At 39.3% G+C, this 22,088-nt stretch carries 17 protein-coding genes and 1 tRNA gene; 7 read left to right on the top strand and 11 right to left on the bottom strand.

Annotated elements, in window-relative coordinates:
- Positions 1-8 precede the first annotated feature (8 nt).
- The 7 genes from OB69_RS07750 (at position 9) to metG (ending at position 7,862) form a co-directional block, all read left to right on the top strand.
- Complete coding sequence (locus OB69_RS07750; RefSeq protein WP_053223138.1) at positions 9-902, top strand: 4-hydroxy-3-methylbut-2-enyl diphosphate reductase; 894 nt, start codon at positions 9-11, stop codon at positions 900-902.
- Positions 903-1,042: 140 nt separating this feature from the next.
- On the top strand, positions 1,043-2,410 hold the full coding sequence (locus tag OB69_RS07755; protein WP_053223139.1) for a Na(+)-translocating NADH-quinone reductase subunit A: 1,368 nt from the start codon (positions 1,043-1,045) through the stop codon (positions 2,408-2,410).
- A 2-nt stretch (positions 2,411-2,412) separates the two neighbouring features.
- Positions 2,413-3,594: an NADH:ubiquinone reductase (Na(+)-transporting) subunit B gene (locus OB69_RS07760; protein WP_053223140.1), complete on the top strand. Its 1,182-nt coding sequence runs from the start codon at positions 2,413-2,415 to the stop codon at positions 3,592-3,594.
- Positions 3,581-4,354, top strand: a complete 774-nt coding sequence (gene nqrC / locus OB69_RS07765) for an NADH:ubiquinone reductase (Na(+)-transporting) subunit C (protein WP_053223141.1) — start codon at positions 3,581-3,583, stop codon at positions 4,352-4,354. Before OB69_RS07760 ends, nqrC begins: the two co-directional genes overlap by 14 nt.
- 11 nt (positions 4,355-4,365) lie before the next feature.
- Positions 4,366-5,028, top strand: a complete 663-nt coding sequence (locus tag OB69_RS07770; protein ID WP_053223142.1) for an NADH:ubiquinone reductase (Na(+)-transporting) subunit D — start codon at positions 4,366-4,368, stop codon at positions 5,026-5,028.
- Positions 5,029-5,039: 11 nt separating this feature from the next.
- Positions 5,040-5,651 carry an NADH:ubiquinone reductase (Na(+)-transporting) subunit E gene (gene nqrE, locus OB69_RS07775; protein ID WP_053223143.1) on the top strand — a complete coding sequence of 204 codons (612 nt, stop codon included), beginning with the start codon at positions 5,040-5,042 and terminating at the stop codon, positions 5,649-5,651.
- 150 nt (positions 5,652-5,801) lie between these two features.
- Positions 5,802-7,862, top strand: coding sequence for a methionine--tRNA ligase (gene metG / locus OB69_RS07780; RefSeq protein ID WP_053223144.1), 2,061 nt, complete (start codon positions 5,802-5,804; stop codon positions 7,860-7,862).
- A 202-nt stretch (positions 7,863-8,064) separates the two neighbouring features.
- Here the strand turns inward: metG and OB69_RS07785 are convergent, their stop codons facing one another.
- The 11 genes from OB69_RS07785 to OB69_RS07835 all read right to left on the bottom strand — a co-directional run bounded on the left by OB69_RS07785 (position 8,065) and on the right by OB69_RS07835 (position 21,905).
- Positions 8,065-8,511, bottom strand: coding sequence for a cold-shock protein (locus OB69_RS07785; protein WP_053223145.1), 447 nt, complete (start codon positions 8,509-8,511; stop codon positions 8,065-8,067).
- Between the two features lie 434 nt (positions 8,512-8,945).
- Positions 8,946-9,800, bottom strand: a complete 855-nt coding sequence (locus tag OB69_RS07790; RefSeq protein ID WP_053223146.1) for a ChaN family lipoprotein — start codon at positions 9,798-9,800, stop codon at positions 8,946-8,948.
- A gap of 88 nt (positions 9,801-9,888) precedes the next feature.
- On the bottom strand, positions 9,889-10,995 hold the full coding sequence (locus OB69_RS07795) for a CapA family protein (RefSeq protein ID WP_053223308.1): 1,107 nt from the start codon (positions 10,993-10,995) through the stop codon (positions 9,889-9,891).
- Positions 10,996-11,152: 157 nt separating this feature from the next.
- A tRNA-Gln gene (locus OB69_RS07800) sits at positions 11,153-11,225 on the bottom strand.
- A gap of 75 nt (positions 11,226-11,300) precedes the next feature.
- Positions 11,301-12,488 carry a YncE family protein gene (locus OB69_RS07805; RefSeq protein ID WP_053223147.1) on the bottom strand — a complete coding sequence of 396 codons (1,188 nt, stop codon included), beginning with the start codon at positions 12,486-12,488 and terminating at the stop codon, positions 11,301-11,303.
- Positions 12,489-12,566: 78 nt separating this feature from the next.
- Positions 12,567-14,528 (bottom strand): LVIVD repeat-containing protein, encoded by a 1,962-nt coding sequence (locus OB69_RS07810; RefSeq protein WP_053223148.1) that lies wholly within the window; start codon positions 14,526-14,528, stop codon positions 12,567-12,569.
- A 267-nt stretch (positions 14,529-14,795) separates the two neighbouring features.
- On the bottom strand, positions 14,796-15,677 hold the full coding sequence (locus tag OB69_RS07815) for a sugar phosphate isomerase/epimerase family protein (RefSeq protein ID WP_071426742.1): 882 nt from the start codon (positions 15,675-15,677) through the stop codon (positions 14,796-14,798).
- A gap of 125 nt (positions 15,678-15,802) precedes the next feature.
- Complete coding sequence (tpx, locus tag OB69_RS07820) at positions 15,803-16,303, bottom strand: thiol peroxidase (RefSeq protein ID WP_053223149.1); 501 nt, start codon at positions 16,301-16,303, stop codon at positions 15,803-15,805.
- A 35-nt stretch (positions 16,304-16,338) separates the two neighbouring features.
- On the bottom strand, positions 16,339-17,079 hold the full coding sequence (gene kdsB / locus OB69_RS07825; protein ID WP_053223150.1) for a 3-deoxy-manno-octulosonate cytidylyltransferase: 741 nt from the start codon (positions 17,077-17,079) through the stop codon (positions 16,339-16,341).
- A 383-nt stretch (positions 17,080-17,462) separates the two neighbouring features.
- Positions 17,463-19,088: an SGNH/GDSL hydrolase family protein gene (locus tag OB69_RS07830; RefSeq protein ID WP_185096882.1), complete on the bottom strand. Its 1,626-nt coding sequence runs from the start codon at positions 19,086-19,088 to the stop codon at positions 17,463-17,465.
- A gap of 12 nt (positions 19,089-19,100) precedes the next feature.
- Complete coding sequence (locus OB69_RS07835; RefSeq protein WP_221404861.1) at positions 19,101-21,905, bottom strand: TonB-dependent receptor; 2,805 nt, start codon at positions 21,903-21,905, stop codon at positions 19,101-19,103.
- Positions 21,906-22,088 lie beyond the last annotated feature (183 nt).

Consider the following 22,088-nt stretch of genomic DNA (forward strand, 5'->3'; position numbering starts at 1 on the left):
CAATTAGTATGGAAGTCACAATCGATAAAAATTCAGGCTATTGTTTTGGGGTAGAATTTGCTATCCAGATGGCGGAAGATGAAATGAAAGAGAGTGAATTATATTGCCTTGGCGATATAGTTCATAACGGTATGGAGGTAGATCGCCTAAATGCCAAAGGCCTGAAAATTATTGATAGGGAAGAATTAAAAAGCATTAAAAACGCCAAAGTATTGATCAGGGCCCATGGTGAGCCACCAGAAACTTATCAATTAGCCATGGATAATAATATCGAATTGGTGGATGCTTCATGTCCGGTTGTGCTCAAACTTCAGAACCGCGTAAAAATGGCTTATGACCGTATGCAAGATGTGAACGGGCAAATTGTGATTTATGGAAAAACAGGTCATGCCGAGGTGATTGGCCTTACAGGCCAGACCAACAATGAGGCTATAATTATTATGGAGGATAAAGACCTCGATAAAATTGACTTCAGTCGTCCAGTTACTTTGTACAGCCAAACCACAAAAAGTACTAAAGGTTTCTATAGAATTCGTCAGATGATTGAAGATAGAATAAAAGAAGCAAAGGGTGATTTTAAAGAGATAGACTTTAGCGCGAACGATAGTATTTGCCGTCAAGTATCAAATAGAGAACCGCAACTCCAAAATTTCTCAAAAGACCAAGATGTAATAATTTTTGTTAGCGGAAAGAAAAGCTCGAACGGGCGAGCGCTTTACAGTGTTTGTTTGCAGGAAAATGAGCGAAGCTATTTTGTTGAGTCTGAGGAAGAAATAGATCTTTCATGGTTCAAAGAAGAAGATAGGGTTGGGATTTGCGGTGCTACATCTACTCCAATGTGGCTTATGGAACAGGTGAGTAGCTTTATTGAAAAATCATTTAAGAAACTACCAGTCGCATAATTCTATACTAATACTTTTCATACCATTTTTTTTGGACTAAATTGCGCCTCGAAAAGCTAGATAAAGGCTTTTTGTTGACGGTAAATATTTTACTTTTGCCCCAACATTTGATCAAACTATTGATTCGCAATTAAAAGAGTATGTCCAAAATTATAAAGCTTAAAAAGGGCTTTGACATCAATCTGGCAGGAAAAGCAGCACATAAAATTGCTGATTCCGTTCATCCAGAAACGTTTGCAATTAAACCCACCGACTTTGTTGGAATGAAGCGTCCGAAGTTACTTGTTAACGAGGGCGACAACGTTAAAGCCGGAACTCCGATCTTGTTCGACAAGATGCAGGAGAACGTGATGTATTGCTCACCGGTGAGTGGTGAAATTGTCGAAGTGAAAAGAGGTGCCAAAAGGAAAATCCTCGAAGTCAAAATCCTAGCCGATAAAACGATCGAATACGAATCGTTTCAGTCCTACAGCCCATCAGACATTACTGGATTGAGCAGAGAAGAAGCTCAAGCTCAGATGATGAAATCTGGTGTATGGCCAAACATTATTCAACGCCCCTTCGGTGTTGTGGCCAATGAAAATGATAGCCCTAAGGCGATTCATATTTCGGCTTTCGATACCCATCCATTGGCTGCTGATATAGCTTTTACCTTGCAAGGTGAAGAGGATGCTTTTAAAACAGGAATCAATATTCTTAAGAAATTTACTGAGGGTAAAATTCATTTGAATCACAACCTGAATGCAGAAGTATCTAAAGTATTTGCCAATGTAGAAGGTATTGAGCATAATAAGTTTTCAGGACCACACCCAGCAGGAAACGTGGGAGTTCAAATCCACCACTTAGATCCTATTAATAAAGGTGATATTGTGTGGACTGTGACACCTTATGGTGTTGCTCAAATCGGAAAGCTTTTTAGCCAAGGAAAATACGATGCTTCTAGATTAGTAGCGGTTTGTGGTTCAGAGGTTAAAACACCTCAGTACTATAAAACCTACAGCGGAGGAGCCATCAATAAACTTGTTGAAGGAAACATCAAACAAGACCATGTGAGATATATTTCTGGCAACGTTTTGACAGGTGAAAAAATAGAGAAAGACGGTTACTTGAGCTTCTATGCAAATAGCATTACTGTTATTCCTGAGGGAGATCATTCTGAATTCATGGGCTGGATTATGCCTAAGAAAGATGTGCTGAGCTTCCACAGAGCATGGGGCTTATTCTCTTTCTTGAATGGTAAGGACAAAGAATACGTACTCGATTCTAACACCAATGGTGAAGACAGAGCCTTTGTTCAAACAGGTACTTTTGAGAAAGTAACTCCAATGGATATTTACCCTACATTTTTACTGAAGGCCATTTTGTCTGAAGATTTTGACAACATGGAAGCCTTAGGTATTTATGAGGTAATTGAGGAAGATCTTGCTTTATGTGAATTCGTTGATGTTTCTAAGCATGACGTTCAACATATGGTAAGAGAGGGTATAGAATTGATACAAAACGGATAAGGATGAAGTTTTTACACAACCTATTAGAAAAACAAAAACCGATGTTCGAAAAGGGAGGTAAACTTGAAAAGTTCTACTACCTGTTTGAAGCTGGAGAAACGTTTATGTTTTCACCGCCTAGCACTGCCAAAAATAAAGGAGTGCAAGTGAGGGATGCAATTGATTTGAAGAGAATGATGATGACCGTGGTAATTGCCATGATCCCTTGTCTGATCTTTGGAATATTTAATACGGGGTATCAACACCACGTTGCGATTGGAGAGGCAACTACTTTCCTTTCATTAGAAAACTTCCTTTTTGGTGCTCGTTGGGTATTACCAATCGTTTTGGTGTCATATGCCGCAGGAGGTATTATCGAGGCTATTTTCGCGGTAGTTAGAAAACACCCTATCAACGAAGGCTTCTTGGTAACAGGAATGTTAATTCCATTAATTGTACCGGCTACCATTCCATTATGGCAAGTAGCATTGGCTACAGTTTTTGGTGTTTTAGTTGGAAAGGAAATCTTTGGAGGAACAGGAATGAATATTCTGAACGTTGCCATGACCTCTAGAGCATTCTTATATTTTGCTTACCCATCACAAATTTCTGGTGCGGTTTGGACGCAACTGGCAGATAAAACACCAGTAGATGGATTTACAGGAGCCACAGCTTTAGCCGTAGCTTATGATACCTCAACAGCAGGAGGAAATGTAGTTTCTGCATTGGGAGACACCTTCAGTTTTAATAACCTGTTTATGGGCTTAGTTCCAGGCTCAATCGGTGAAACTTCCACCTTATGGGTGTTAGTAGGAGCACTAATTCTGATCGCTACAGGTGTAGGAAGTTGGAAAATTATTGTAAGTGTATTCGGTGGAGCCTTTATTATGGGGGCAATATTCAATGCAGCAGGAATCAATCCTTTTATGGATATGCCAGCGCATTACCATTTGGTAATGGGTGGTTTGGCATTCGGTGCTGTGTTTATGGCAACTGACCCTGTGTCGGCAGCCCATACTGAAACAGGGAAATGGATTTACGGTATTTTGATTGGTATGCTCAGCGTATTGATTAGGGTAGTAAACCCAGCTTACCCAGAAGGTATTATGTTGGCGGTGTTATTAATGAACGTTTTTGCCCCGCTAATTGATTTCTATGTAATTCAAGCAAATAAGAAAAGGAGGTTAGCACGTGCGACAGTCTAATACATATATTATAGTATTCTCTTTAATACTCACAGCAGTATTAGGAGGGTTATTGTCTGGGGTTTCTCAAGTTTTAGGGCCAACTCAAAAGAAGGCGCAAGATTTAGATACTAAGAAACAGATTCTGGGAGCAATTCCTGCGGAAAAGGCCAAGTTAGGTGACATGTCACCACAAGAAATTTTGGATCGTTATGCAGAGGTAATCAGTTCAGAGGTGGCAGACTATGAAGGTAATTTGGTAACTACCAATGAAAAAGGAGAGCCTTTAGTTGCTGAGAATGTAAACATTGAAAAGAATTACAAAAAACCAGCAGAAGAAAGAGTATACCCTGTTTTCAAATACAGAAATGGAAGTGAAGTTGCTTATATTCTACCTACTTATGGTGCAGGTCTTTGGGATGCAATTTGGGGCTTTGTAGCCTTGAATGAAGATTTAGAGACTATAAAAGGGGTGACTTTCTCACACAAAGGAGAAACTCCAGGACTAGGAGCCAGAATTACAACTGATGAAGTTCAGGAGCGTTACCAAGGTAAGTCTATTGTTGAAAACCAAGAGTTGGTTTCTGTAACCATGATTAAGGGAGAAGGAAATCCACCATCAAAATTAGATGATACCAAAGTAGACGGTTTGGCCGGAGCAACCTTGACAGCAAATGGAGTAAACGCAATGTTACTTAATTACTTAGGGTATTATCAGGCATACTTTAATAAGCACTCTGCAAATTCGAATGCAGATGCCATGTCAATGAATAATCAGTAAACAAAGAGGATATGAGTACTGAAACTTTAGAAAAACCAATCGTTAAGAAAGAAGCAATTTTTTCTAAGCGCAGGAAGAAATTCGTAATAGATCCGTTGAGTGATGACAACCCAATTACCATTCAGGTTTTGGGTATATGTTCTGCCTTGGCAGTAACCACTCAAATGAAACCGACAATGGTAATGGCCATCTCGGTAACAATGGTATTGATCCTTTCTAACCTGATTATTTCTTTGATGAGAAATATCATTCCTTCAAGGGTAAGGATTATTGTACAGCTGGCTGTAGTAGCTACCTTGGTAACATTAGTAAACGAGGTTTTGAAAGCATATGCATTCGATATGTACAAAGAGCTATCTGTATTTATTGGTCTAATCATTACCAACTGTATTGTGATGGGACGTCTTGAGGCTTTTGCTTTGGGGAATAAACCATACGATTCAATGCTCGATGGACTTGGGAGTGGCTTAGGTTACTCTTGGATTATCCTTACTGTTGCTTTCTTCAGAGAACTTTTCGGGTCGGGTAAAGTGTTTGGTTACCCAGTTTTCGAAGCTATTGGAATGGATAACCTTGCCACTAACGGTTTGATGGTTAGTCCAGTGGGTGCTTTTATGGTACTTGGCTTTATCATTTGGGTACAGAGAACTAAAACAGGTTACGTAGAACATTAATTGAAGCAATCATGGATTTAATTAACTTAGGTATAAAGTCGATTTTTATAGAGAACATGATCTTCGCCTATTTCTTGGGCATGTGTTCTTTCTTGGCCGTTTCTAAAAAGGTATCTACAGCCATGGGCTTAGGGCTCGCTGTAGTATTCGTTTTGGGTATTACAGTACCAATGAACTGGCTATTGGATCAATTCGTATTGAAAGAAGGTGCATTAACTTGGTTGGGCGATAGCTTTGCTACAATCGATTTATCTTTCTTACGATTTATCATGTTCATCGCTATTATTGCTGCTATGGTGCAGTTAGTGGAAATGATGATCGAAAAGTTCTCACCTTCTCTTTACGGTTCATTAGGTATTTTCTTGCCACTTATCGCGGTAAACTGCTCGATTTTGGGTGGTGCGTTATTCATGGCACAAAGAGATTATACTCTAAGCGAAGCTACCGTATTTGGTTTTGGATCAGGAACTGGTTTCTTGTTGGCCATTGTAGCTTTAGCCGCGATCAGAGAGAAATTGAAATACTCAAACGTTCCTGATGCTTTGAAAGGATTGGGGATTACCATGTTCATTACTGGTTTAATGGGTATTGCATTTATGAGCTTTATGGGGATTTCACTTTAATCGAAATTACCTATTAGATATACAAAGCACACTCTGCAAAGGGTGTGCTTTTTTTGTGTTCAAGCTTTTGGTAATTATCTACTGCCAAACTTGTCAAAATCTCTTACCTTATTTCCTCCTTCTAATATCTAAAAACTATCTTTGCAGCCTATGAGTAAGAATGAATTCAAAAGACATACTATAACGGCTGCATTACCTTATGCCAACGGACCTGTGCATATTGGGCATTTGGCTGGCGTTTACGTGCCTGCCGATATTTACGCTAGGTATTTAAGGTCGAAAGGAGAGGATGTAGCCTTTATCTGTGGTTCAGATGAGCACGGAATGGCCATCACCATGAGAGCACGCAAAGACGGTGTTAACCCCCAAGATATCGTGGATAAATACCACGGTATGATCAAAGATAGTTTTGGTGAGCTTGGAATCTCATTTGATATTTACTCAAGAACTTCAAATAAAATACATCACGAAACTGCACAAGAGTTTTTCAAAACGCTATATACTGAAGGCAAATTTGAAGAACGCGTAAGCGAGCAATATTTTGACGAAGAGGCTCAACAGTTTCTGGCTGATAGATACATTACTGGTACTTGTCCACGTTGTTCACACCCCTCAGCTTATGGTGATCAGTGTGAGAACTGTGGTGCTACATTGAATCCAACCGATCTGATTAATCCGAAATCTACCTTGAGTGGCAATACGCCAATCATGAAAGAAACAAAGCATTGGTATTTGCCTTTACAAGATTATGAGAAGTGGTTAACAGAATGGATTGTTGAAGGGCATAAAGACGATTGGAAGTCGAATGTTTGGGGGCAATGTAAATCATGGATTGACGGTGGTTTGCAGGCCCGAGCCATGACTCGCGATTTAGACTGGGGGATTAAAGTACCTATAGAGGGAGCAGATGGTAAAGTGCTTTACGTTTGGTTCGATGCCCCAATTGGTTACATTTCGGCAACTCGTGAATGGGCAGAAGCTCAGGGGAAAGACTGGAAACCTTACTGGCAATCGGATGATACTAATTTGGTGCACTTTATTGGTAAGGACAACATCGTTTTCCACTGTATCATTTTCCCAGCCATACTAAAAGCACATGGTGATTACATTTTGCCAAATAATGTACCAGCTAATGAATTCCTGAACTTAGAAGGAAATAAGATTTCAACTTCAAGAAATTGGGCGGTTTGGTTGCATGAGTATTTAGAGGAATTCCCAGGTAAGCAAGATGTGCTTCGTTATGCCTTGTGTGCCAATGCCCCCGAATCAAAGGATAATGATTTTACTTGGAAGGATTTTCAGGCCAGAAACAACAGCGAACTCGTTGCCATCTTAGGTAATTTTGTAAATCGAGCGGTTGTGCTTACACATAAATATTTTGAAGGTAAAGTACCTGAAAGAGGAGAGCTTTTCGATATCGATACAGAGACCATCGAGGCATTGAAGCAATTGCCAACCAAGGTTGGTGCTTCTATCGATCGTTATCGCTTTCGTGAAGCGCAATCAGAAATGATGGAACTTGCTCGCTTAGGCAATAAGTATTTGGCCGATACAGAGCCTTGGAAACTGATTAAGACAGACGAAACTAGGGTAGCAACCATCTTGAATATAGCCTTGCAAATTGTGGCTAACATTTCAATTGTAGCCGAACCATTTATTCCTTTTTCTGCGGAAAAATTGAGAGGAATTTTTGGAATGGAACAACTCAATTGGGCTGCAGCCGGAAACCCAGATTTACTTAGTGCAGGTCAATCGTTAGCACAAGGAGCTTTGCTCTTCGAAAAAATCGAAGACGAAACCATTGCCGCACAAATTCAAAAATTAGAAAACACCAAGAAACAAAACGAAATGGAGAATAAGGAAATTGAACTGACACCTTTAAAAGAGACCATAGTATTCGATGATTTCATGAAGTTGGATCTCAGGGTTGGGACGATTCTAGAAGCTAAGAAAGTAGCCAAATCGAATAAATTACTTGAGTTTTTAGTAGATACTGGCGTTGATAAACGCACCATTTTGAGTGGAATAGCCAAGCACTACTCTCCTGAAGAAATGGTTGGGAAACAAGTTACTATTATTGCCAATTTGGCTCCACGACCAATGATGGGTACTGTGTCGCAAGGAATGATTCTAATGGCAGAAGATGCCGAAGGAAACTTGAGACTAATTCAGCCAAATGAAAAGGTAAATCCGGGTTCGGTGATTAGTTAAGTAACATAAGATCACATGCCTCTTGATGAGGTAGATATTGAAAATCCTCAATTAGAAATGCTAATTGGGGATTTTTGCTTTTATCTAGTGTTGTTTTAGGGTGTTTTAAGGCCAGTTAAAACCGACTAAAAACCTCACTCATAAATGAGTAAAGGAATTTAATCGTATGTTTTAGAATGGACTTTTTAAGTGTAATGGGGAATTACACTTTCTTAACGCTAACCGCATTCATGCCTTTCATCCCACGCTCAAGCTCAAATGATACTTTGTCGCCTTCACGAACTTCATCAATAAGTCCGTTTACATGAACGAAGAATTTTTCTTGTGTTTCTAGCTCCTTAATAAAGCCATAACCTTTCTGATCGTTGAAGAATTCGATTCGGCCTGTTCTTACCGTTTCAACAGTATCTTCTCTTTTTGGAACACCAATTTCAATGCTCTTAGCATCGATCTTCTTCTTTTTGATTGTTGGATCTGGAGGAGTATCTGTGATGTTTCCATTTTCATCCACATAAGCAATCATGTTATCCAGTCCACCGCCTTGAGAGTTCTGCTGACGCTCTTCTTTCTTTTGCTGCTTATCCTGACGTTTCTTTAAACGCTTCTTCTCTTTTTCTTTTTTGTTAAATGTTTCTTGTGATTTAGCCATTCAGTGTTTTTGTTAAAAATGATGCAATGATTGCTCTACTCAAACAACCAAGGGGGGTAAAGAAATACGCAGTTAGTAAGTGGCTTGTTCGTAGAAAGCTGATGGAAATCAGAAAATCATACGATAGGGGAATTACTTGAAGGGTATTTACATCATTACGCTCGTGCAAAGTTACGATAATTTATAAGAAAATCTGTATTAACAATCGCATTTACACTGAATTATAGGGCGTAACTGTCCGGAGGTTAACTTTATTTAGCTTTCTAACCTGAACTCTTCTTTAAATAAAGCAAGAACCCTCCAAAAGTTAGTGCTATGTATTCATTGGTAGTAAATGAGTTCATATGGACTGTGAATAAGAACTTTTGGAGGGGTTTCAAATAAGAAAGTTCAGTTATACCTGTAAAATCACTGTTTTAATTATAGAGTTCAGGTTAGTAAGTGTTTGTCATGTTGCTGTCAATACAAATAATGAAGTCGGCCATAAGCTTATTTTCTTCTAATAGCTTGTTCAAATCATCTTGCATTACCGTAGCGATTGTAGCGTATTGTAAATCACTTCTTTCTCTTTTCAAATACCAAAGAATACCTTCATAATGATTAGAGTGGTATGAGCCATTATAATGTATAAAGGTGTGACTTGGCTGGTAATTCTTTAAAATGAAATGCGCCATGGTAGCATCTTTAGAAGCTTGAGCTTCTACCAATTGGGGTGTACCGTGGCCAGCCATCATAGCTAGAATATTTTTGTAAGTAGGTAGCTCACTATCGAAAGGCATTGGTAGGGGAGCCATCCACGATTTTTCTTCTGCCGAAAGTGTATTCAATACATTAAACCCACTTTTGTTTACCATACTTGCATACCTTCTTGGGATGTTCGTAGCAATAAAGGGGAGTTGTTTCTTTTTAGCTAAGTCCACTAGAGGCGCGTAATCAGTTTTGTAATTGGGCCAAAGTCTGGCCAAGGTGTCTAATGCTTTTGCATCAATATTTCCAGCCAAGTAGTCATTCAGTGGCTTCTGATTATCAGCTTCAAACATTTCCGCCCCTAGAATCATGCTGTTCGATGCACTTAAGTCGTTCGTTACTTCGTATTGCATCCAGTGGGCTATGGCATTGTTGTGCAGTTCTCCGAATAGAATAATGTCCTTCTTATCTAATGTCTTCAACATTTTCTTGTAAGAAACTTTCTTGCCTGTAGCAGTATAAATCACATAGGCGGGTTTCTTCTGACTGTAACTGATAAAAGTGATGAGTGAGAAAATTAGGAGGAAAAGTGCGCGCTTCATTCTTTTGTTTTAAATAATTATGAGGCTGAATTTAATCAAAAAAGCGGAATGAATAAGTGGCTATTATTTGAATGCTGCTTAAGGATAACTAACGCATTTGTTTCTCTTTTACATTAATGTTGAGCGAGTCTAAAAGGGCGCGTGAGTCTTTGATGAATAGCTTCATTTTCTTTTTTGAGTATTCTGTAAGTCCTTTAAAATCATTGTCTTCATACTCTTTACAAACCAATATTTCATAGCTCCTTCTTCCTTTGATAATAGGTTTGTTTACCCAAGTAAGGTGATAGCCGTAATCTGTAATTTGACTCAGTCCGTTTTCTTTCGAAATAATGATTTCTACCATAGCACCGCCATCTCTTTTGCGGGTGCGTTGGTCAGAAACAAAATTCCCTAATGAGTAGGCGATGAAACGTTCTTTATTACCTCCCTTGCCCTGAGTAAACTCCATAGGTTGAATCACATGTGGGTGCGCTCCAATAATAATATCAACACCCTGTTCGAATAAGAATTGAGCTGTTTCTCTTTGTGTTTTAGAAGGCGCAGAATCATACTCAATACCCCAATGCAAGAAAACAATAAGCTTATCGATGCTTTTGCTAAAAGCATTTTCTATATCGTTTTTCATGGCTGTAGTATCCGTAAGGTTAACCAATGCTGGTTTGGGTATTCTTCTTCCATTGGTGCTTTCTGTATAGTTCAATAGTCCAACCTTAATAGAGCCCTTTTCCATGATAATTAAGTTCGAGCTGTCTTTGTGGGCTTTGTCTAAGAAAGTGCCTGTATGTTTAACGTCAATAGAATCTAATACATTAATGGTGCGCTTAATGCCTTTGAGGTTGTGGTCGCTGGCATGATTATTTGCGGTAAGAAGAATATCTATACCACTTTTTTTAGCAGCTACAGCAAGTTCATCGGGAGAAGAGAACCGAGGATAGCCGCTATAAGGTGTGCCTGCCAAAGTAACTTCAAGATTAGCAATGGCAAAATCTGCCTTTTGAATCAATGGGCTCACTTTACGGAACATTCTATCAAAACTATAAGTACCTGTTGTGGTATCTAGCGCAGATTCTATTTGGGCGTAATGCCCCATAATATCACCTATAAAAAGCAGTGAAACTGATTCAGTTCTGTCTACCTTTTGCGCTATTGAGCAAAATGGGAAAAGAAGTAAAGTGATAAAGAGTAATGGCTTCATAAAAATGAAGGGAAGATAAGTTCTTCTTTTATGAATTCTATCATAAAAAGTAAAATTATTAGTAGATGATAGACGGCCTATGATTAAATGGGTATGATTAAAAGAAAACTTTGAGGTTGGGCATAAAAAAAGCTCCACATTTCTGTGAAGCTTTTTGTTGGTCTACTAGGGCTCGAACCTAGACTCTTCTGGACCAAAACCAGACGTGTTGCCAGTTACACCATAGACCAGCTTTATTTCGGAGTACAAAAGTAGTATTTGCTTTTAATTTCGGAAACGAATTGACGAAAAAATTTAAGTCTTTTTTATCGTTCAATTTTCCAGAATGCAATACCTCCGGCTTGTTTACCAAGGTATGCGGTGTCTATCAGGCGGTTAGTTGTTAAATCAATCACATCTACCATGCCTGGGTCATCACCAATTCCTTCTACAGAAACAAAGGCAAACTTGCTGTCTGATGAAATGGCTACCCCATGCGTTACTTTTTGGCTGTTATCTAATCTCGCCAATTCCTTTCCAGATTCTAAATCCCAAACTCCAGTTTTGGCTGCAGTTTTATAGGAAACCACCATACGTTTGCCGTCAGGAGAAATATCTATGTTATAAGGTCCCTTGTCGGTTTTAAATTTGCGAGTAGTCTTCCATGTATCTGTACTGATTTCTAATACTTCAGCAGCACCATTTCCAGCTACATACACCAAATTTTTGGTAGGGTGCGTACTTACCCAAGTAGGCTTGAAAGCAGAGTGTTTCATGGCTGGCATACCGCCCATATCCATTTTAGAGTGATCCATCTGACTATGGTCCATACCTGCCATAGACTTTTTCTCATCATTCATTTTTGATTTACCCATGTCCATTTTAGAATGGTCCATCATGCTGTGGTCTTCAGGAGCCATTTTAGAGGCTTCATCCAAGTCGAGCGTTTTAGTGATTTTCAAGCTTATGGCGTCTATTTCAAATAATTCCCCCGACATCATGGCAACGGAATACTGTTTTAAGCCATCAGGAGTAAGTCTTGAGCCGTGAGGCATTGCGCCAGTCGTGATTTGAGTTAATTCGGTCATGCTCTCTACATCCACTACCGAAACCGTGCTAGGCACCATATCGCCATGTAAGTTGAAATTAACGCAATAGAGTAGGCCAGTAGCCGCAGAAACCTGCATTGAGGCTGGAAATAAACCAAGAGTAACGGAGCCTACAGCTTTATCTGTACCAGTTTCATATTTATAAAGTGTTCCATAAGGGTTGCCATGGGCTAAACTGAGATACCAATATTTTCCTTCTGGGCCAACAGTGATTCCGTGAGGGCCTTCGTTTTCAGCAGGCCATATTCCCACAGGAATATTCTTTATGGTTTCTGCCTTTTTACCATCGAATTTCACCAAAGCCACTTCATCTTCAGATTCGGCCGCAACATATACATAGTAATTTTGGGCCTGTAACGCAGTAATGGCAATTAAGGAAAAAACGATTATGAGTGTTTTTTTCATCTTTTACTTAGGTTTAAGATGTGTTGGTTAATCAAAGCAAACGTGGTACAAAGATATATACCACGTTTGCTTTATGGCTTACTTTACTTTAATAGGAGTGTTCTTTGGCTTTTCTGGCTCTAATTTAGCAGACCATAATCCACTGTTCCAATCAGAGAAAAATACATGGCCTTTGTGAAGCTGAGCTCCCCAAGTAAAAGGTGCGTTGGCTGTATATCCGTTTGCATCGTTAGGAATGATCCAGGCTATTTCACGGCCTTGCTTTCTCAAGTCACCCATTAACTCACCACTAAGGTCTACTACTCTTACGCCTGCATTATAGAAGGCTACATAGAGTGTTTCCCCTTCAATCCAATAATTGTGTGACCCAGCATAAGGTATTTCGAACCTCGCTACTTCCTCTGGATTTTCAAGGTCAGTAAAGTCTACTACGTGAAGGTAACCTCCTGCCATGTTAACTCCGCCTTTGCCAGTATTTAATCCATAAGGGAAAATTTCGTCTCCACCAATCACATAGAACTTACCAGTTGAAGGGCTACGGAAAGGGAATGAGGCATGGTTTGCTTTGTTAGGATATGCATAGCTCGCGAACTGCTTTGGGTTTTCTGGCGAACCACCAGCAATACCGTTTCCTACATCTACTAGCTGTATACCGTCTGCCCAGTTTGAAGAATAAGCGATGCCGTCTTCCACCCAAACATCGTGAATAGAATGGCCTGGAGTATCTAATTCGAATTTAGAAACTGCACGTGGATTCTTAGGGTCTTTAATGTCAATAATATAGTATTTCTGACCACCGCTAAGGGCATATAAATAATCACCAGAAATGAATACGTTGTGCACCCCACCGGTCATGTTTTCGTCAAATCTTGAAATGATTTCTACATCTCTTGGGTTTGAAACATCAATAATTACCAAACCATTTTTACGGTCAGAAGCCCCTTCTCGGCTGATTACACAAATTTTGCCGTCTTCAGAAATTTTCACATCATTTACAGTTCTAGCATCTACCTGAACTGAATCAATTTTAGAAATATTGCTTGGATCGGTTACATCCCAGAAATAGGCAGTTCCATCGGCACCCCAAGTTCCTGTAACAGCATAATCTCTACCATCAATTCCTTCCCACACCCAAAAATCAGAGGTGTGTTTGTCATTTACAGAACCCTGACCAACCATTTCTATTTTTCGGGTTACTTCTCTTGGTGTGATTTTAAGCGTTTTTGAAGCTGATGCTACTCCGCAAGATGCAGTTACAGTATATCTTCCAGCTTCGTCTGCTACAAAACGACCATCGTTTTTAATTAAACCAGAAGCGCTTTGCGAAGTGTTGTCTGCTACTCCACTGAAAGAGTAGAAAATAGGAGCGTCTGGTACTATTTTTCCATTCTTATCTAAGGCTTTGGCTTTAAAATGGAATACATCGCCAGTTCTAGCTGTATTCATTTCAGCTTCTAATTGAATTTTAACAATTGGGTTGCTCACCACATTTACCGTTATGGTATTCGTAACGTTTTCAGCTTTTACAGTAATGGTTGCCTTTCCGGGAATCAAGGTGTTTACCGTTCCGAAATCATCTACTTCGGCAATATTGGTATACATAGAGCTAAACTGTACGTCAACATCGTCTCTGGTAGCGCCCGATTTGTCAATAACATGGTATTTAAGCGCTACCGATGTTCCCGCATATATTTTCTGTGGAATGTCATCAATTTTGACTTCAGCAATTGCTGGGTAATTTACTTTGATTTGGAAATTTTTTCTTACCCCATCGGCCACCGCTACAATGTCGTAAGTGCCTGGCTGAATGGCGTGAGCCATCATGGTGGAGTCAATGCTTAAGCTTCTTCTGGCCCTTGAAAGCAGGTTGATCGGATCATTTAGCTTTTTGCCATTTTCCATGACATAAGCAGTGATTTGTTTCTTTTGCCCCACCTCCATAGTAATGTTGGCTGGCTCAATTACAATTTCTTTCTGTGCAAAAAGAGTGACAGGAAAAAGTAAGGCCAATATGTAAAGGGCTTTCTTTAAGTTTTTCATAGTGAGTTGGTGTGATTGATTAATCAAACAATCTAGTCATAAAGAGAAAGTACTACAATTGTTTTTAGTGATATGGTTGAAATTTTATACTGTTACAGATAATTAGCGTAGAAGAAAATAAGTTTGTTTTATGTCGTTGTCCAAATAATATGCATTTAGGCCGCAAAGAGGAATGCGCTTAGTACTTGATATAGAAGTTCATGTACGACTTGTGAGGACTAGAAAAATGTAAGCAATTACACCTGTGGTTCGAACCCTAATCTAATTTTAGATTTTCTTTAGGTGTTTAATACTGGTGACAAGACTTTGAACAGAATTTTCCGCCCAGTTTCCATCTTGTTCAACAAAGAAATACTCTAAGCCTGCATCTTTGTCATAAGCAAAAAGCTGTTTCCAATCTATTCTTCCAGCCCCTACTTCTTTCATCTTTCGGTCGTCATCCATACTCATGTCTTTAACATGCCAAAGTGGGAATCGGCCTCTGTCTTTTTGAATAATTTTAATTGGGTTTTGGTCGGCAAATCTAACCCAATACATATCGAGCTCCATTTTAACGAGATCGGCATCGGTTTCTTTGAGAAGAACATCGTATGGTATTTGGCCGTCAATCTCTTTAAATTCAAAAGCATGATTGTGGTAAGCGAATTTGATCCCCGATTTTTTGCAAATTTCAGCTGACCTATTGAATAGCTCAGAAACTTTTTTGTACTGGTCAATAGTTTGTCTTTCAGCACTGTCAAGATAAGCACAAACTAAATATTCAGCACCCAATTCTGCTGCGTCATCAACAGCCTTTTGCCAATTGTTTACCATTGTGCCAGGTGTTGTATGGGCTTGTGTTCCAGTGGGTACATGAATACTCTTCAGTTTAATTTTAGAAGCGTCAATAATCGCTTTGGCTTCTTTTATGGGCATGCCTAAAAGCTTGCCATCAGCAAAGTCAAAGAACTCTGCATAATCATAACCAGCCTTTTTTAGTGTTTTTAAAGTGCCGGCCATGTCCTTTTTAATAACATCTCTTACGGTATATACTTGAAAACCAAATTGTTTGATTTTGCCTTCAAAAAATGGTTGGCTAAAAAGTGAGCCTGTGGCTAATAAGCCAGCAGAGGTTAGTGCCGATTTCTGCAAAAAATCTCTTCGTTTCATAATTTTTACTTTGAGCTTATTAAGCTAGTAAAATATACTCATGCGACAAATTTTAGGGCTTTGATATAAACAGAAAAAGCCTGCTTATTAGGCAGGCTTCTATTCATTGTTACGAAAATTGATTGTTACTTCAATGCCGCTAAGGCTTTTTCGTAATTCGGTTCATCAACAATTTCTGGTACTTGTTCGGTGTAAATCACTTTTCCGTTTTCATCCAGAACAATTACGGCTCTTGAATGAAGATTCAATAATGGTGGATCAACGATTTCTAAACCATAATCCTTTCCAAACTGTCCGGTAGCATAATCAGAAGCGTTGATTACATTTTCGATACCTTCTGCACCACAAAATCTAGCTTGGGCAAATGGGAGGTCGCGAGAGATACAAACTACCTTAGTATTTTCTAAACCCGAAGCTTGCTCATTGAATTTTCTTACCGAAGTAGCGCATGTACTTGTATCTACACTAGGAAAAATGTTAAGTACCACTTTCGATCCTTTCAAGTCAGATAATGTAAGCGTTGAAAGGTCAGTCTTTGTTAGGGTAAAATCTTTGGCTTGCTCACCAACTTTTGGGAGGCTGCCTGATGTATTAATTGAATTGCCTTTTAGTGTAACGGTGCTCATAGTTTTGTCATTTTAGAATAGAACAAGTCTCTCCTTTAATTGTTCCTTGTGTTCATATAATCTTTGGCTTTTTCTAAATCCTCTGGCGAATCAATGGAGATTCCCACATGATCGATTTCAACCATCTTAATTTTTTTGCCCGTTTCAAGATAACGAATACACTCAATTTTTTCGGCATTTTCTAAAGGCGTCATTGGAGTACTCTTGAAAGCCAAAAGAGCGGCCTTTCGGAACGCGTATATGCCAATGTGCTTATAGTATGGAATGTCGATTTCCTGATTTCTAGGATAGGGGATAGGAGAGCGTGAAAAATAAACAGCAAAATTATTTTGGTCTGCAATTACCTTTACGTGATTAGGATTATCAATATTATCTTTCCCATGTAAGCGCACCATAGGAGAAGCCAAGTCGATTTCTTTTAGATTATCTCGCTCAAATACATCAAGAAGTTTCTTGAGTGTGTCTGTTTGTGTAAAGGGTTCATCTCCCTGTACATTGACAATAATGTCTGCGTCAATATTTTCAGCCGCTTCAGCAATTCTGTCACTTCCGCTTTCATGAGTTTCAATGCTCATAATCACTTTACCTCCATGAGCAGCAATTTCATCTCGAATGATTGTGCTGTCGGTCACAACGAAAACATCATTGAATAAACCTGTATTTAAAGTAGCGGTGTAAGTGGTTAAAATCACCGATTGGCCATTTAGGTTGGCCATTAATTTCCCTGGAAACCTAGAGGCTTCGTATCGGGCCGGAATCATAGCAACTACTTTCATAGGAAGGTTTTTTTCAAAAATAAATAGAAATGCGGAATCATAATTACTTGATTATATAGTTATCCATCCCATTTTGGGAATTTTAATAGTTGATTGGGAGTATATTCTTCTGTTTGGAATAGGATCTATTTTTAAACTATTGAAAATGAATGGTTTGTGTAAAAGCTTTCTTTTGGCAGGTAGCTTGTAATAGAATGTTCAAAGATTTATAAATAAAGATCTTGTTGGATTGTGAAGTTGATGGTTATTTATCTATTTGGTTGAGGTGTGGCTCGAAGAATACGTCTTCGGGCCACTATTTTTTAAGGCAATTAGTAAAAATTCAAGAGCATAAAAAAAAGGAGTGAATCGTCACTCCTTTTTCATTTCTTGGTTGTGTTTAATTACTGAACAAGAATACCTCTTTGCGCTAAAACATCCACATCTGGAATATCTACACCGTAGGCAGTTCTCATTGCACTTAAAATTAAGTTGGCAATAATGGCGTGCCCACGAGGGTTTGGATGAATACCATCTGTTGAAAATACTCCATTCGGGCTGAAGTCAGGAGCTAAATTAGTTCCGTTGACTTTTATACCTAAACCAATATTAACACCATTTACAATTTGCCCATCAGCTTCTGCTTTTACTGCAGCAATAGACGATTGAGTTCCTAATCCTAGAGCCAACTGATCCACTGTGGCTGCATCTAAACCAAACAGGTCAGCGAATTTTGGCTGAACATCTACTAAGGTGATTACTGTTGCGCCTGCTCCAGCGTTAATTTGATCAACCACACCTTTAATTGTTTGGTTGAAAGTTGCTCTTGCAGTAACGGTTTTTACTACTTCGTTGGCAGATAGAATGTATTTATCCTCAATAGGAATAGCCAAGCCAATTGGGGCTGTACCTGTACCCAATACTGTTGCAGCGGATAATACGGGTAAATCACTAGATGTGGCTGGTCTTGATTGTCTGTATGGTTCTAATGCAACTCTTTGCGCAGCTGTAATGGCTTGTGCTCCAACCAAAGCATCGAATTTAGGTCCTAAGTCTTCAAGGTCTTTATCGTGCATTAATATTGCATTAGGTCCTGCTTGGTACGTAACCTTACGTTTTGCAGCTTCTGCTGTAGAAATTAAGTTGTATGCAGCTAAACCATTTAGGGCAGCATTCAAGCCTGCAAAAGCTGTATTCAACTGATCTGCGGTAGCTTGGTCCAATGGAATTGCATTCCATTTTACAGCTCTAAAGTAAGGAAGAACTACTAATGGAGGTAAAGTCATTACCACACCTTTTGCTCCCGTGCCTACTAATGCGGTTAATGAACTTGCCAAAGCATTTTGAAAGTCTGCTTGGGAAGTAATCATGGCAGCATTAACACCTCCACCAACAGCATAACCAAGGGCATCATTATTTCCTAACCAATAGGTATAGAAAGTAGGAGAGGCTGCTAGAGCATCAGACAAAACAGTGGATGTTCCTGGAGTACTTGCAAAACGCGCATACAATGGATTAGAGCCCGCAAGTGCAGCACTGTTGATGTCCACTATTCTCATGCCTGGTACAGCAAAATTGTTAAGTTCAGCTTTGTTTCCAGCATATGCGGTAGGTACTTGACCAGTAAGTGTAGGTTTAGGTCCAGGTATGCTTAAATCCAGAACATATCTACCCAAGATGGTGTTGCCCGGCCCCATACCTGAATAACCGAAATCTGAATTAATGTCAGGTTGGTTAAAAGTAGTGCCTCCAACTCCAGAAATTTGGAATTGGTTTCCTAACATGTTTGCAAATGAATGCGCTTGACCATTGGTATAAAGTGCACCATCCATGTAACCTGCGGTAATGGAGTTACCAATACTCACATATTTGGTTAGTGTAACAGTTCCGTTAGATCCCGAAGGGTCAGTCACCACTGGTAGCGGGTTGTCCGATTTTCTTTGCTCTACTAGGTTTTCTTCTTCATCACAAGAGGTCATGATTGCCCCAGATGCCAATAAAGCGAATAAGTATAATTTTAAATTTTTCATTTTCATCTCGATTTATTTGAAGAATTCATCAAACGTGATTTGGAAATAGTAGATTCCTCCAAGCGATGGGTTACCGAATGAAGTCGTGTATCTTTCGTTCAATAGGTTGCTTGCACCTATTTTGAAAGTAGATTTCCAAGTAGGAACCTTATAGCTTACTTGTGCATCTAATGTTCCGAATTCAGGAATTACACCCGTTCCGAAAGAAGACTCCCAAAGGAAAGCTTGCTGCCATCTGTAGGTAACGTTAAATCCAAGTCTGTCAGTAACTTTTCTGTTGGCAAACTTGATATTGTATCTGTACTTCGGGGTGTTGTAGCTAGCTGCAAAACCTTGTGCAATAAGGTCGTCTTGTGAAGTCAATTCGTTGTAGGCAACGTTACCTCCAATTTCATAACCATTACCAATTTGATAATCTAATTGAATAGCCCATCCTTGTGATTTTACTTTTCCGTCTGCATTTACATCGAAACCATAACGCTGAGTTGGAACAGTACCATCAACAATTTGCTGTCTCTGGGCTGCTGTACCTGCGTCAGGGTTTGATTGTCTTAAGCCATTAGGAACAGCTTGCGTAAAATCAATTTCTGCAATAAAATCAGTGTAAGTACTATTGTAATAGTACGCATCAACAAGCAACTTACCGTCAGCAAATAAACCTTTATACCCCACTTCAAAAGTATTTACTTTTTCCGTTTTGAATTCGTTATTGACTCTATCTTCTATTACTAAGTCTCCAGCGTTGCCAGATAATCTTGCTGCATCTACACTTTCTGTTGTGTAAACCGTATTAGTTCTAAAGTTGTAACGATCAACAAGTAATTCGTTGCTACCAATAAGTCTTCTTGTTACTACATCTAAATCAATAAACTGATCTTGAGTAGTAGGGATTCTAAAACCTCTTTGAAATGAACCACGAATGTTATGATTGTCGGCAATGGTACCTACGGCTGAGAATCTAGGTGAGAACTGACCTTTGAAGTATTCGTTTTTATCATATCTAACAGAACCTTGGAATGTAAGGTTGTCATTGGCTACGCTTTTAGAAGCCTGTAAGAATGCCCCGTATTCGTCAAGGCTAACCTCTGAACCATCGTTTTCTAAAGCGAAAAGTGTTCCTTCAGAATAAAGTGCATATCTTCTAAAGTTGGCACCTACAACAACATCAGCAAAATCAATCCTGTCGCTCAAATTCCAGTTTCCTTCCATATGGTACAGGTCTGTTTTGTCAAGGAAAAGAGCCCCACCTTGTGAAATAGGCTTAGCTCTGTTCGCTTCAACTAGCGCTTGAAATGCTGCTGATCCTGGCTGAGGTTGTGCAGCATCTGCAGAAACTCTTGCCGATGCATGTGCTTGCTCAATACTTGCTCCGGCTAATCTTGCACCAGCAAAAGCCGAAAGGTATGGAGAAAGGTAAGTTTGCTGATTGATCAAAGAAGCTAGTGTATTAGCTGCGTAAGTATCTCCTGAATTTTCTTGAGTAGTATAGGCTCTTAGGTAGAATTCCGATCCTTTTAATTCCAACTTGGCAGTTGTAATACTAAAGTTGTCTAATACGAAACGGTCGTTAGCTGTATATACTGTGCTACCCGATCCATAATTAAACTGGCCTAGTAACTCTAGGTTATCATTAAGTCTGTAATGAAGGGCACCACCGATTTTTACACTTTCTGTGGTATTATCTACAAAAGACGCCTCGCTGAAGCCAGTAGGAGTGAAGTAACCTGACATATCATCTGGGAATAATGATCTGATAGCAGCAACTGATGTATTTCCACCTGCAATAGCGCCATCGGCAATTCTTCCAACAGTAATTCCGAAATCACCATATGTATTTACACCATCATAAAAACGGTTATTACCTCTTTCAGTAGCGCCTCTTTCAACAACGCCACCAGTCGCTAAGCCTTGATCTCTGGTGTCGACACCAATAAAGTCGTTGGCGCTGAGGTAAGATGCAGTTACTTTAAAGGCTAATTTATTATCAAATGCTTTTGCATAACGGAAACCATAGTCTTGATAAAGAGAAATATTGTCGTCTCTCTCGTCTACATGGTTTACGCCAGTTTTAGCATAAACGCTTAGCCCTTGATATTCGAAAGGATTTTTAGAGGTAAGTAGAAGAATACCGTTGATTGCGTTTGGTCCATAAAGCGCAGAAGATGCACCTGGCTGTAATTCAGCAGACTCTAAATCTAAATCATTAATACCTACAATGTTTCCTACCGCAAAGTTGAGGCCTGGAGCTTGGTTGTCGATACCATCAATCAGTTGTACAAAACGAGTGTTACCATTTGCTCCAAAACCACGAGTGTTTATGGATTTAAAAGTTATACTCTGTGTACTCATGTCAACACCCTTTAGTGAAGCCAAACCTTCATAAAATGAAGCCGCGGCTGTGTTTTTAATGTCTAGGATGTCTAATTTTTCAATTGAGACCGGAGATCTTAAAATGCTCTCTTCTACTCTTGAAGCAGATACTACCACATCTTGTCCGAAAATTACTTGCTCTTCTAATTTAACTTCTAGCCCTGTTACATTGGCTTCGGTAATGGATATCTCTTGCGGAGTATAACCTACGTAAGAAAAAACAAGTACTAGAGGGGCTGATTGATTAACAGTTAGGCTAAAGTCTCCTTTTGCGTTTGTAATCGTTCCTATCACCTTGTCTTTTACCCTAATGTTTACACCGGGTAGACTTTCGCCAGTAGCGGCATCTGCCACTCGGCCTGAGATTGAAACTTGCGATTGACCATAAAGTACAGCAGACTGCATGATCAAAAATACAAGTGCCAGCCCCTTCAAAATTCTCTTCATCTTCATCATCTTATTCTGAGTTTGGAAACAAATTAAGTTTGGCTTGTTAATGTAAATACGGTGCGAAAGGCAACGTCTATCTCAAAAATACAATGTTTTGTAAGTTTAAAAAGGGTTTACAGGAAAAAATATTCGTCATGCATACTAAATCCAGTAAGTCTTAGCACCGTTGTTTGACTGTTT

Origin of the sequence: Roseivirga seohaensis subsp. aquiponti (assembly GCF_001267955.1) — a bacterium.
GTDB lineage: Bacteria > Bacteroidota > Bacteroidia > Cytophagales > Cyclobacteriaceae > Roseivirga > Roseivirga seohaensis.

Bases quoted from the DNA above. Each gene is read 5' to 3' on its own strand.
- OB69_RS07760 (WP_053223140.1), top strand. From the start codon at position 2,413: ATGAAGTTTTTACACAACCTATTAGAAAAACAAAAACCGATGTTCGAA.
- OB69_RS07815 (WP_071426742.1), bottom strand. From the start codon at position 15,677: ATGAAACGAAGAGATTTTTTGCAGAAATCGGCACTAACCTCTGCTGGC.
- OB69_RS07835 (WP_221404861.1), bottom strand. From the start codon at position 21,905: ATGAAGAGAATTTTGAAGGGGCTGGCACTTGTATTTTTGATCATGCAG.
- OB69_RS07790 (WP_053223146.1), bottom strand. From the start codon at position 9,800: ATGAAGCGCGCACTTTTCCTCCTAATTTTCTCACTCATCACTTTTATC.
- OB69_RS07755 (WP_053223139.1), top strand. From the start codon at position 1,043: ATGTCCAAAATTATAAAGCTTAAAAAGGGCTTTGACATCAATCTGGCA.
- OB69_RS07785 (WP_053223145.1), bottom strand. From the start codon at position 8,511: ATGGCTAAATCACAAGAAACATTTAACAAAAAAGAAAAAGAGAAGAAG.
- nqrE (WP_053223143.1), top strand. From the start codon at position 5,040: ATGGATTTAATTAACTTAGGTATAAAGTCGATTTTTATAGAGAACATG.
- metG (WP_053223144.1), top strand. From the start codon at position 5,802: ATGAGTAAGAATGAATTCAAAAGACATACTATAACGGCTGCATTACCT.
- OB69_RS07770 (WP_053223142.1), top strand. From the start codon at position 4,366: ATGAGTACTGAAACTTTAGAAAAACCAATCGTTAAGAAAGAAGCAATT.
- OB69_RS07805 (WP_053223147.1), bottom strand. From the start codon at position 12,488: ATGAAAAAAACACTCATAATCGTTTTTTCCTTAATTGCCATTACTGCG.
- OB69_RS07810 (WP_053223148.1), bottom strand. From the start codon at position 14,528: ATGAAAAACTTAAAGAAAGCCCTTTACATATTGGCCTTACTTTTTCCT.
- OB69_RS07830 (WP_185096882.1), bottom strand. From the start codon at position 19,088: ATGAAAAATTTAAAATTATACTTATTCGCTTTATTGGCATCTGGGGCA.
- OB69_RS07795 (WP_053223308.1), bottom strand. From the start codon at position 10,995: ATGAAGCCATTACTCTTTATCACTTTACTTCTTTTCCCATTTTGCTCA.
- OB69_RS07750 (WP_053223138.1), top strand. From the start codon at position 9: ATGGAAGTCACAATCGATAAAAATTCAGGCTATTGTTTTGGGGTAGAA.
- kdsB (WP_053223150.1), bottom strand. From the start codon at position 17,079: ATGAAAGTAGTTGCTATGATTCCGGCCCGATACGAAGCCTCTAGGTTT.
- tpx (WP_053223149.1), bottom strand. From the start codon at position 16,303: ATGAGCACCGTTACACTAAAAGGCAATTCAATTAATACATCAGGCAGC.